Source organism: Streptococcus nakanonensis (genome assembly GCF_059738785.1).
In genome coordinates this window covers 97,839-109,915 of sequence record NZ_AP027139.1, presented here as the reverse complement: position 1 = coordinate 109,915, position 12,077 = coordinate 97,839, and the positions used below count along the sequence as shown (strand labels likewise).

At 39.4% G+C, this 12,077-nt stretch carries 11 protein-coding genes and 2 pseudogenes; 6 read left to right on the top strand and 7 right to left on the bottom strand.

All coding sequences use genetic code 11. The features are described from left to right. The first annotated feature begins 99 nt into the window (after positions 1-99). From AC6I9F_RS00585 to AC6I9F_RS00565, 5 genes are all read left to right on the top strand, one after another. The gene (locus AC6I9F_RS00585; RefSeq protein ID WP_001162849.1) at positions 100-240 is read left to right on the top strand and encodes a hypothetical protein; all 141 of its coding nucleotides are present in this window, start codon (positions 100-102) and stop codon (positions 238-240) included. A 25-nt stretch (positions 241-265) separates the two neighbouring features. After that, on the top strand, positions 266-442 hold the full coding sequence (locus AC6I9F_RS00580) for a type II toxin-antitoxin system antitoxin (RefSeq protein WP_033607100.1): 177 nt from the start codon (positions 266-268) through the stop codon (positions 440-442). Positions 443-589: 147 nt separating this feature from the next. Beyond that, a complete protein-coding gene (gene rpmF / locus AC6I9F_RS00575; protein WP_000290417.1) occupies positions 590-772 on the top strand; it encodes a 50S ribosomal protein L32 in 183 nt (60 codons plus the stop codon). A 15-nt stretch (positions 773-787) separates the two neighbouring features. After that, positions 788-937 (top strand): 50S ribosomal protein L33, encoded by a 150-nt coding sequence (rpmG, locus tag AC6I9F_RS00570; RefSeq protein WP_001265622.1) that lies wholly within the window; start codon positions 788-790, stop codon positions 935-937. 441 nt (positions 938-1,378) lie between these two features. Then, complete coding sequence (locus tag AC6I9F_RS00565; RefSeq protein WP_498022160.1) at positions 1,379-2,863, top strand: DUF8451 domain-containing protein; 1,485 nt, start codon at positions 1,379-1,381, stop codon at positions 2,861-2,863. A 114-nt stretch (positions 2,864-2,977) separates the two neighbouring features. Here the strand turns inward: AC6I9F_RS00565 and AC6I9F_RS00560 are convergent. Then, positions 2,978-3,850: pseudogene (locus AC6I9F_RS00560) on the bottom strand (type I restriction-modification system subunit M); the annotation flags it as partial. A gap of 388 nt (positions 3,851-4,238) precedes the next feature. On the opposite strand from AC6I9F_RS00560, the pseudogene AC6I9F_RS00555 reads away from it, so the two are divergent. Beyond that, a pseudogene (locus tag AC6I9F_RS00555) lies at positions 4,239-4,496 on the top strand (tyrosine-type recombinase/integrase); the annotation flags it as partial. A 95-nt stretch (positions 4,497-4,591) separates the two neighbouring features. Here AC6I9F_RS00555 and rpsD read toward each other — a convergent pair. The 6 genes from rpsD to AC6I9F_RS00525 all read right to left on the bottom strand — a co-directional run bounded on the left by rpsD (position 4,592) and on the right by AC6I9F_RS00525 (position 12,069). Beyond that, positions 4,592-5,203, bottom strand: coding sequence for a 30S ribosomal protein S4 (gene rpsD / locus AC6I9F_RS00550; protein WP_000092756.1), 612 nt, complete (start codon positions 5,201-5,203; stop codon positions 4,592-4,594). A 201-nt stretch (positions 5,204-5,404) separates the two neighbouring features. Then, complete coding sequence (locus tag AC6I9F_RS00545; protein WP_498022152.1) at positions 5,405-6,439, bottom strand: HAMP domain-containing sensor histidine kinase; 1,035 nt, start codon at positions 6,437-6,439, stop codon at positions 5,405-5,407. Next, the gene (locus AC6I9F_RS00540; protein ID WP_000520643.1) at positions 6,436-7,134 is read right to left on the bottom strand and encodes a response regulator transcription factor; all 699 of its coding nucleotides are present in this window, start codon (positions 7,132-7,134) and stop codon (positions 6,436-6,438) included. The genes AC6I9F_RS00545 and AC6I9F_RS00540 overlap by 4 nt, the downstream gene beginning before the upstream one ends. Positions 7,135-7,300: 166 nt before the next feature. Further along, positions 7,301-10,000: a PavB family fibronectin-binding SSURE repeat adhesin gene (locus AC6I9F_RS00535; RefSeq protein ID WP_498022150.1), complete on the bottom strand. Its 2,700-nt coding sequence runs from the start codon at positions 9,998-10,000 to the stop codon at positions 7,301-7,303. 115 nt (positions 10,001-10,115) lie between these two features. Next, positions 10,116-11,132 carry a glycosyltransferase family 2 protein gene (locus tag AC6I9F_RS00530; RefSeq protein ID WP_498022149.1) on the bottom strand — a complete coding sequence of 339 codons (1,017 nt, stop codon included), beginning with the start codon at positions 11,130-11,132 and terminating at the stop codon, positions 10,116-10,118. A gap of 271 nt (positions 11,133-11,403) precedes the next feature. Beyond that, entirely contained in the window at positions 11,404-12,069 is a 666-nt protein-coding gene (locus AC6I9F_RS00525) for a potassium channel family protein (RefSeq protein WP_050082205.1), read from the bottom strand. Between the last annotated feature and the right edge of the window lie 8 nt (positions 12,070-12,077).

Genomic DNA, 12,077 nt, shown 5'->3' with positions numbered 1-12,077 from the left:
TATTGGGCTGAAAGTTTTTAGTAATTATTTTTCTACTTTTTCTTGACGTTATAAATTAAAGCGATATCATTTAGATAACAATTAATAGGAATGGTTGAAATGGCACTAGAACGGCTCAATGAAGGGGAATTGGTAGAGCTTGACAAAGAGCGAAAAGCTGCCATGGTTTCAAATCTCCTTGTCGTTCTTTGTGGCAATCATGATGCACAACCAATTGTCAACACAGGAAGTCTTTACTAAAGATGGTTGAAGCTAAAAAAAGCAGATCCCCCTTCGACTCTCAACAAAGTTATACGCTGCACTCACATCATGGGCAGAAGATGACTTTCGTTCAGTCAATGGCCAAATCGAATATCTCCTCACAGAATGTGTCAAACAACGGAAGAAAGACGGAAAATACGTATCAGAAACCATTGACGAACCATTTGAGATTGATATTTAACACCTTCTCCTGTCTGCCGTGCCGAATAGGAGAATTTTTTCATCTTTTTTTGTCAAGTAACTTTACTTTACAAAAAAGTTTTGATATACTATTAAAGTTGATGAAAATCAAACCTAACTGAATTATATCTTAAAAGGAGAAATTAAAATGGCAGTACCTGCACGTCGCACTTCAAAAGCGAAGAAAAACAAACGTCGTACACACTACAAAGTAACAGCTCCATCTGTAAACTTTGACGAAACTACTGGAGATTACTCACGTTCTCACCGTGTATCACTTAAAGGATACTACAAAGGACGTAAAATCGCTAAAGCTGCATCAGCTGAATAATAGAAGGGAGATACCATGCGCGTAAATATTACACTTGAACACAAAGAATCTGGTGAACGCTTGTACCTTACTTCTAAAAACAAACGTAACACTCCAGACCGTCTTCAATTGAAGAAATACTCACCAAAACTTCGCAAACACGTTGTGTTTACAGAAGTGAAGTAAGCATTCAATACGAATCAATACAGAAGAAAAACGCTGATTCAAGCGTTTTTTCTTTTTGTTAATTTCAGTACATTGCAATGAGAATCATTCGAATGACTACATTATTGATAATATTTGTTAAGCCATCAAAAGTAATTAACATTTCATAACGAGTAATCCTATTTAAACTCGTCTCACTATCTATTTTTTCTTATCTCTGTGTTATAATAAAATAGATTTTAAATCCATCTATTTTATTATTGAAAATTCTACATTTTTCAATTGAATTTTGATTACAAATATTCGCGCGATTTTCGCGTGATTTTCGCGTGAATATTTTAAAATATATCTTAGAAATACGATGAAATCAAAGATTTTAATTATCTATCAAATTTACTTTTTCGCGTGACAATCATTTAAAAAAATAAATTTAAGCAACATTATATTTTAGGAAGGGAAAATATGGACTTAAAATTTGAAGGGGTTGATTTAGAATACAAAAAAGCTAAAAACGATCTTCCAGAATCTTTCTGGGAAACCTACTCAGCATTTGCAAATACAAATGGCGGGAAAATAATTCTCGGGATAGACGAAAAAAATATTGACCCCTACCAAGGAGTCAATAATCCTCAAAAAATACGAGACAATTTATTCGCTTTAGTCGCAAACAAACAAAAAGTTAGCTGTAACTTACTTACCGATAATGATATTGAATACATTGACATTCCAGGCAAAAATAAACAACTCATGGTAGTCACTGTAAGAGAAGCGAATCCTCACCAAAAACCCGTCCATCTAAAAAATGATTATCGTGAGTCATATAAAAGATTAGGTGAAGGCGATGTTCGACTTGATAAAGAAGAACTTAAATATCTGATGACTAGTTCTCATGATGATATTGATAGTGAGTTACTTAATAATTTTGACGAAAATGATTTAAATTTAGATACAATAGAACATTACAAGCAATTATTAATTGAACTTACTGGTAATATAAAATATAATAGCATTTCGTTGAGAAATTTTCTAATCGAAATTGGTGTATTTAAAAAAGACAGGATTGATAATACATATAAATTAACCGCAGGAGGACTAATATTTTTTGGAAAGTACAATTCTATCATTTCTCGTTATCCCAAATTTCAATTAGACTATTTTGAAAAAGATACCTCCCTTTCAACTAGGTGGAACGATAGAATTTCAACAGGGGATATGATGTACCCTGATTTAAACATGTTTGATTTTTTCAATTTAGCATATAAAAAATTAACTACTACAACAAATGATAGATTTGAGTTTAATAACGAATCTGCCCACCGTTTACCATTCAAGAAAGACCTATCTGAATCTATACGTGAAGCTTTAGTAAACTGCTTAATGCATGCTTACTATGACTTTGATTCTCCTATAGTTATTACAGCTTATCAAGACTTCTATGAATTTAAAAATCCAGGTAAGATGAAAATTTCTATTCCCGAATTTATACATGGCGGAACTTCCAAAACGCGAAATAGTACAATCTCTTCATTATTCCGTAGAATTGGGATGTCCGAAAAAGCTGGATCAGGTGGACCAAAAATTTTTGATATTTCCAAAAAATATAAACTAAAAATCCCTGAGGTAAGCACTACCTTTGATAGTACTGTTGTTACAATCTGGAAAGTAGACTTATTGTCTTCTTATGCGGATACATCAGATAATGAAAAGATAATACTTGAATATATCATTAAAAATGGTAGCATTACTAAAAATGATGTCCTCGAAAATTCTCTCATGACTGAGTATAAATTTAGAGAAAATTTGAAATCTCTACAAAATAAAAAGTATATTGAGATAGAAGGTAAGGGACGATCTACAAGATATGTTCTCCCTAAAAGCTCAACTGAACAATACCACATCATTAAACAACAAATCAAAAATCTTGGAGATTTCATGACTAAATATTAAATATTTTATTTTCATTCCTAAAAATTTTTGAAATAATATGGTCTTTTCCCAAATTTGAGGAAACCAAAACGCAGGCTCAGACCGTCCTGCGTTTTTTCATTCTTAGCCTACTCTCTAAATCTCTTTCAATTTTTCGAGATAGGCGGTTAATTCTGCTTGGGCTTCTGGTGTTGTGCCTACTAGTTGGCTGCGCATGTGTGCGAGTCTGGCTTCTACCTCTCCAATCTCTTTATCAATCTCTGCTAGCTGGTCGGCTAGATCGGCTAGGGGAACTACGGGTTCTTCCTCAAAGGTATCGACATAGCGTGGAATGTTGAGGTTATAGTCATTTTCGACAATCTCTTCAAAGCTGACTAGATGGGCGAACTTCTCGACATTCTCACGTTTTTGATAAGTCTCCAAAATCTTGGCAATATGGTCTTCGGTCATATTGTTTTGATTTTTCCCTTTTTCAAACTCTTTGGAGGCATCGATAAAGAAGACATCCTTATTGGTGCGATTCTTTTTAAGGATAATAATGGTTGTCGGGATAGAGGTATTATAGAAGATATTTGCCGGTAAGCCGATAACTGTATCAATAGCGCCTTCTTCTAGCAGGTGCTGGCGAATCTTCTGCTCGGCTGCTCCTCGGAAAAGGACTCCGTGAGGAAGGACGATGGCCATAACTCCATTATGCTTGAGATGGTAAAAACCGTGAAGGAGGAAGGCAAAATCTGCTTTGGACTTAGGTGCCAGAACTCCATAACTTGAAAAGCGAGGATCTTGCAAGAATCCACTATCTGCTGACCACTTCAGCGAATAGGGTGGGTTCATCAAAACCCCATCAAAGTCTGTCGGCTCCGTAGTCGGCCAATCTTCGTCTAGGGTGTCGTGATTGCTGAGGTGATAGTTCTCAATCGCAACTCCATGAAGCATCATATTCATACGAGCAAGGTTGAAGGTCGAAGTAATCAATTCTTGACCGTAGTAAGAAATCGTCGAAGCTTCCTTTACAATAGCTTTTTAGCTTCCTTTCTACTTCATCAGTGGTCAAGCTGCTACTCCTTTATGATATAATTAGTTTAAAGAGAAGTGAGGTAGAAATGATAGTGTCGCTACGCAACTTCATAGTATGAGATGACGGGACAGGCACACCGTCCACTACTCTTGAGCGCTTAGATTTTTCTAAGTGCTTTTTTTGCATTTTCTCGGCGTTCCCTCTTGGTTCAAGTCCATTCTCCATACCATTTGGTAAGGAATTAAGAGACATTTTTATCTCTCCTATCTCCTTGTCATTCTGCGAACAACTAAGGCAAGTTATTACTTTGCTTATCTGCTTATCATTTTGTAAACATCAAATTTAAAATGATAGACTTTTAAACTTCTCTAATTTCCTCAATACCCAAACAATAAAACACTAGCAACTCGTTTAAACACACGTTTCAAACATGCTGGTGTACCTAACATTGGTTTTCATGGTTTTCGCCATACTCACGCTAGTCTTTTGCTAAACTCTGGAATACCATATAAAGAGTTACAACACCGTCTAGGTCATTCTACACTAGCTATGACAATGGACACTTACAGTCATCTCTCCAAAGAAAAAGCAAAAACAGCCGTCTCATTTTATGAGAAAGCTGTTAGTTCGTTATAAGTGATGACAAAAATGATGATAAACCCAGAAATCAACGTTTTAAGACAAAGCAAAAAGCCCACTGTTGTAGGCTTCTTACAATATAAAGTCTTATCTTAAAGCATTTTGTTGTAGAATTCAACGACAAGTGCTTCGTTGATTTCTGGGTTGATTTCGTCGCGTTCTGGCAAGCGAGTCAATGAACCTTCCAATTTTTCAGCGTCGAATGATACGAATGCTGGACGTCCAAGAGTAGCTTCTACTGCTTCAAGGATTGCTGGAACTTTCAATGATTTTTCACGAACTGAGATCACTTGACCTGGAGTTACGCGGTATGATGGGATATCAACGCGTTTTCCGTCAACAAGGATGTGACCGTGGTTTACGAATTGACGAGCTTGACGACGAGTAGTCGCAAGACCAAGACGGTAAACAACGTTATCCAAACGACGTTCCAAAAGAAGCATGAAGTTGAAACCTAGGATTCCGCCTTTGATTTTTGTAGCTTGTACGAACAAGTTACGGAATTGTTTTTCACCTACACCGTAAGTGAAACGAAGTTTTTGTTTTTCAGCCAATTGCAAACCGTATTCTGACAATTTAGAACGGTTGTTTGGTCCGTGTTGTCCTGGTACGTAGTTACGACGTGCCAATTCTTTACCTGTACCTGTAAGTGAAAGGCCAAGGCGACGAGCTTGTTTCCAAGATGGTCCTGTATAACGTGACATGTGAATGTCCTCCTGATATAAATAATATTTCGGTGGAAATAGTCACTTAGAAAGCCCTGATTCGTGCAGATGCCCTTCGCCTAAACAGCCAAGGTTACTTATCATAAGACACCTGTTGACGAGCTTCATGCTTTCCTGCTGATATTTCACACAAAATCCATTCTACCATGAATAGCTAGATTTGTAAAGGGGGTTTAGACTTTATTTTAAGTTAAGAACAAGGGTAAAGGTGCTTCCGAGGCCGTACTGGCTGCTGACTGTGATTTCTCCACCCAATTGATGGGCCAATTCACGCGCAATCGCAAGACCAAGACCATGCCCACCTGTTTTCATGTTACGCGAAGTTTCGACACGATAAAGGCGTTTGAAAATATTCTCCAAATCCTCTGGGGCAATGCCCTGTCCCTCATCGGTCACACTGATTGAAAGCTGATTATTTTCCAGCTTAGCTACCACTTCCAACTTGGTTCCTGGAGCAGAGTATTTAAAAGCGTTATTGACCAGATTCACCAAGATACGAGAAAGCTTTGCATAATCTCCCTCAATCCGGGCAGACTCTGGGATTACCTGCAAGTGGACATCTCTTCTCTCCTGCTCAATCAAGAACTGAAATTCACTCATGCACTCAATCAAGAGCTGGTCCAGAAAAATGCTGTCTTTACTAGTCATATCCGCCTGATTTCTGGCTGTGTTTAGGGTCAAAAAATTCAACTCCTCAACCAGTTTATTGAGCCTTTCCGTCTGGCGTCCAATGGTTGCTAGATAATGAGCTTGCTCCGACTCCTTGATAACCCCATCCAAAATCCCTTCTACCGTCGCTTGGATCGAAGTGATAGGAGTCTTAATATCATGCGACAACTGGGCAATCATCAAGCCCTTTTCTCGTTCGCTTTCTTCCAAGGAATCAAAGCTTGCCTGCAAATCATGGGACATTTCATTAAAAGCTTGCCCTAATTGTTGAAATTCTAAAGGGCCTTGAACCTCCAGATTTGAAGGAAAATCCTTGTCCGCTACCCGCTTGGCATGCTCCTTGAGTTTGCCCAACGACGTAAAGACCGGCGATAGGAGAAAGAGACTAATCCCAGCACCGACAAGGCTGGCAACGATGGTCATTCCAAGCAAAAAGTAAATCTCGCTTTTCTCAATCAGCATTTTTTGAACAGCCCAAAAAACAACCAAAATGGTTAAGAGGGTTGAAATAATATATCCAACCAAAATATAACTTTTTAGTTTCATGTTTGTCCTCTCGGTTTCTCTATCTTATATCCCAACCCCCAAACTGTCTTAATAGTGGGCGTTTGATCACTACTATATTTTGCCAACTCCTGTCGAAGAGCATGGATATGCACATTCAAGGTATTGGTATCATCCACATAGTCTTCTTGCCAGACCTTTTCATAGAGGTCTGTCTTGGAGAAAACTCGCTCTGGATTGCTAGCTAAAATCCACAGCAATTCAAATGATTTAACAGTCAAATCCAGCATTTCTTCTCCTATTTGAACTTCATGACTACTATGATTCATTTTCAGATTGCCAAGGGAAATCAGCTCTGTTTCGCCCCCACGATGAAGGCGGCGCAAAATATTGTGGACTCGCAAAACCAGCTCACGAGGGCTAAAGGGCTTAGCAATAAAATCATCTGCTCCCAAGCTCAGACCGTAAATCTTGTCCTGTTCACTGGTCTTAGCAGTAATAAATAGGAAAGGCTGCTCTGGTGATAAGTATTGAACCTCACTGATTAAATCATAACCATCCATCCGAGGCATCATGACATCTGTGATAATCAAATCAATCGGTTTTTTCTTGAACAGCTCTAGCGCTTCCAGTCCATCATGGGCTACCAAGACCTGATAACCTGCCTGAATTAAGTATCTCTGATGAATATCTGTGATTTCTACCTCGTCGTCAACGAGTAAAATTGTCTTTCCCATCTGTCTCTCCTTTGATAAAAACAGTGCTATACTGCTTTAAGTATAACACTATTTTTATTGTTTTACGATGATTTTAATCTGCTATTGAAAGAAAGTCCTGATTGCTGATTGAGTTGGTAAACTAGCCTTAGTCAGCCTACTATCCCTCATTTATTTCCTTAGCTGATTAGTTTTCTTCTTTTTTGTTTTTCAAACCTAGACCACCGAGTAAACCTGCAAGTGCAAGCCCAAGGAAACCAATACTTGCCATTGATGTTTGAGCTTCACCAGTATTTGGTAGCATAGCTTTATCATCTGACATCATCTTGTCTGACATCATCGTATCAGACATCTTGTTAGCAGAAGCAGCCATGTTTTCACCTGCCATCGTATTGGTAGAGCTTGTCATAGTGTCAGCAGGCATGCTATCTGTAGTACCTGGAGCTGGAGTCTCAGTCTTTATACCTGATTTTTCCATTTGGTCATTTGCTGGCATTGCTTTATCAGTCTCTTTGGCTGGTGCCATCATGTCCTTATGGTCAGTAGCTGTTTGATGAGTCGCACCTGTAGCATGACTGTGATTCATCGGAGTCACGCCAGAGCCAGAGTTAGAAGGTGAGAAAGAACCATTCGCTGTGTCTGATGTTTCTTTAACATTTATCTTAATAGTAACTTGTTTAGTTGCTACGATGTTTGTCAAATCTGCTTTACCATCTTTGTTGCCATAGACATTGACTGTAGCGCTGTAAGTTTGAGTACCGTTTGCTCGGAACTGGTCGATGAGTTCTTGTTTTTCTTTGCCAGCCACGTTTCCGTCCAAGGCTACTTGGTAGAAGTATTGACCTTTGGTCTTCACGTTTTCACCTAATGGAGATAAAGCAGGATTTTTAGCGTCGCCATTATCTGACCATGGAGCCTTGTCAGATGCTTTGAGCAAGAGACGAGTCAACATACCATCACCTGCGAAGAGTTCATATGGAATCACATGGTTAACACCGGCTGTGAATGGACCTTCGCCCTTGGCTTTTTCTAGGTAGGCTGCTGGAACATCAATACTGTCTTTAACGTTATCTTTAACAGCTTTTTCGACAGTTTCTTTAGCAACTAATCCATTGATGTTGATGTCTACATTTTTAGTAGCAACTAGATTAGTCAAGTCAGCTTTACCGTCTTTATTTCCGTAAACTTTAACAGTAGCATTGTAAGTCTGAGTACCATTAGCACGAAGCTGATCGATTAAAGCTTGACCTTGTTTACCAACAGTATTGCCATTTAAGTCTACTTCATAGAAATATTGACCTTTTGTTTTCACATTTTCTCCTAATGGAGATAAAGCAGGATTTTTAGCTACACCATTATCAGACCATGGAGCCTTATCCGAAGCTTTTAGCAAGAGACGAGTCAACATACCATCACCTGCGAATAGTTCATAAGGAATTACTTGGTTGACACCGGCTGTGAATGGACCTTCACCCTTGGCTTGTTCTAGGTAGGCTGCTGGAACATCGATACTGTCTTTAACGTTATCTTTAACAGCTTTTTCGACAGTTTCTTTAGCAACTAATCCATTGATGTTGATGTCTACATCTTTAGTAGCAACTAGATTAGTCAAGTCAGCTTTACCGTCTTTATTTCCGTAAACTTTAACAGTAGCTTTATAAGTTTGAGTACCATTAGCACGAAGCTGATCGATTAAAGCTTGACCTTGTTTACCAACAGTATTGCCATTTAAGTCTACTTCATAGAAGTATTGACCTTTTGTTTTCACATTTTCGCCCAGTGGAGATAAAGCAGGATTTTTAGCTGCACCATTATCAGACCAAGGAGCCTTATCAGAAGCTTTTAGTAATAGACGAGTCAACATACCATCACCAGCGAAGAGTTCATAAGGAATTACTTGGTTTACACCGGCAGTGAAAGGACCTTTTCCTTCAGCTTTTTCAAGATAAGCTGCTGGAACATCGATACTGTCTTTAACGTTGTTTTCAACTGCAGAGTTAACATCGCTTCTTGTTACAAGACCGTTCAAGGTAATATTGACTTTACGTTCCTTGACAACCTTATTCAAATTTGGTTTATCACCGGCTGCTTCATAGACAGTCAGGGTAGCTTCATAGGTATTTGTACCATTAGTACGAAGTGTATCTAATAAATCCTGATCTTGCTTACCTGTAGTGTTACCATTCAAAGATACTTGATAGTAATACTTGCCATCAGGTAAATTTTTCACTGGTGGAATTTTTTCATTTTTATCCTTACCATTATCTGACCATGGAGCCTTGTCAGATGCTTTGAGCAAGAGACGAGTCAACATACCATCGCCTGCGAAAAGTTCATATTTAAGCGGTTTGTTTACACCAGCCAAGAAAGGACCGGGAACTTTGGCTTGTTCTAGGTAGCCCGCTGGGACATCAATACTGTCTTTAACATCCTCATCGACAGCTTTTTCAATATCTGCTGGAGTTGCTTGTGTCCCATCCGCATCAGCTGTATCTACAGCTCCTTTTAAGACATCTGTTAGCTCTGGATTTTCTTGAGCTTCTTCACCTTTTTCAAAAAGTGTATCCAGACGAGAAGGGCTTGTTTCCTCGCTCACTTCAGTTCCTTCTGTAGGTGTCGGAAGTGAATTCGTATTTCCAGCAACGACCTCAGGTTTCGCTTCAGCAAGAACGGTGTCTCCCTGAGTTTCTGCTAAGTCACCCTCTTTCGTTACCGATTCCCCTTCAGGTAAGACTTGAGCAGGGGTCGGATTGAGCCCATCGGCACGTACAGAACTTGGCTGACCAACTAGGACAAAGAAGCCACTAGCCACAACAACTGAGGCAACACCGACACTAAGACGGCGAATAGACCAACGAGTATATCTTTGATTTGGATTGAATTTCATAGGATTCTCCTTAGAGTTTTTCTTTATTTGATGACTCTAGTATAATCTCCTAAAATTAAAAAGGACTAAGAAAAAGTTAAAATTTTTCTTAAATCCCTCTTATAAAATACTTATATCAATTAAATCCATAAACAGATTTGGTGATTTGATAGACAACATTGGACAGTTTGCGAGCTGGCAAGACAGAATGTTTGGTCAAACGGCTGAGCATGGTCTTACGAATAGCTTGAAAGACCTCTGGATTTTCCTGCTGAATATAGGTCCACAGCTCCCGTTTTTTGGCAAGATGCTCTGCTGTGCCTGCTCGGTTGAGCAGGGCACTGGAAATCACCGTCGTAATCTCAATATGATTCAGCAAATATTCTCGCATTTTGGGGTGACTCACTTGGGATAAATCAAGCTGGTCTACCAAGAGTCGATTGACTTTCAGTTGCTGATCAATGCGCTTAATCATCACTTGCTCATTGACAGACTGGTCCTCACGCCCAATCAAATAACGATAGAAATCGACAGGTAGATAGTACATGGTTTTGACCTGCTGAAGGGGTGTAAAGACAAAAAGATTATCGACATAAAAAGTATGCTCAGGCAATTGGAACTGGCTCGCTCGCAACAAATCTGTCCGGTAAATCAGCGAGTGCATCATGATATACTGGCCTTTTGAGAAATTTCCGACCTGATCCCAGCCAAAAATCTGCTGGACAGGCAAGACTGACTCGTAACTCATACTCTTCTTACGAGACTGACCTTCCTTTTCATAGACAAAATTAGTCACAAAGGCGTCAACCTCTTGACCCTTGCTCTCAAGTTCCTGCAAGGTTTCAAGAATTTTCAGGTAAGCACGAGGATCCACCCAGTCATCACTGTCAACTACTTTAAAATAACGCCCAGAAGCCTCTGCCAAGCCACGATTGACCGCACCGCCATGGCCTTTATTTTCCTGATAAATGGCTCTAACGATGCTAGGATACTTTCTGGCTAAACGCTCAGCGATTTCCTGAGTCTGGTCCTGAGACCCGTCATTGATAATCAAAATCTCAACTTGCTCACCACCAATCACTAACGACTCCACACAGTAATGAAGATAGACTGCTGCATTATAGCTAGGAATGGCGATAGACAATAACTTCATAATCTGCTCCTTTAGGGGACTGATTTTTTCTTATACTCTTCGAAAATCTCTTCAAACCGCGTCAACCCTATCTGCAACCTCAAAACACTGTTTTGAGCAACCTGCGGCTAGTTTCCTAGTTTGATCTTTGATTTTCATTGAGTATTACTCTCTCTTGTCACTTCTTTCTATTTTACCATAAAGTTCAGCCTTTGAAGAACTTTTACTAGAATACAAGGCTTCTGTCTCTCTTTGCTATCTTGGGCATCAAAAAAGAGGAGAGCTTCCTCTTTTACGAATTCAATGCTGCTAGGGTATCCAAATACTGGTTGTTGATGACCGCCAAAATATAGGTATCTGCCTTCAAAAGGTCATCTGGTCCAAATTCAACATCCAATGGGGAATTTTCCTGCTCTCGGAAGCCCAAAATATTCAGATTGTATTTGCCACGAAGGTCTAATTTACTCAGACTTTGACCTGCCCAAGACTGAGGAATTTTCATCTCCACAATAGAGACATTTTTATCCAACTGAAAGACATCAACACTATTATGGAAAAGAATGGTCTGTGCTAGGGACTGCCCCATTTCATACTCTGGCGAGATAACCGAGTCAGCTCCAATCTTTTCCAGCACTTTCTTAGCAGTCTGACTTTTGACCTTAGCAATAACAGTCGGTACCCCCAAACTCTTACAGTGCATAACCGCAAGCACACTCGACTCCAGATTTTCACCTGTCGCGACTACAACGGTATCGCAGGTATCAATCCCTGCTGATCTCAATAATTCTTCATCTGTGATGTCACCAATCACTCCACGCGCCAAAACTGGCTCAAACTGATTGATGCGCTCTGCGTGGTCATCAATAGCGATAATATTCATATCCTGCTTGGCTAGGGCAGCTAGGACACTACTTCCAAAAATTCCCAAGCCTAAAATTCCAATCGTACGATCTGACATGCTCTTTC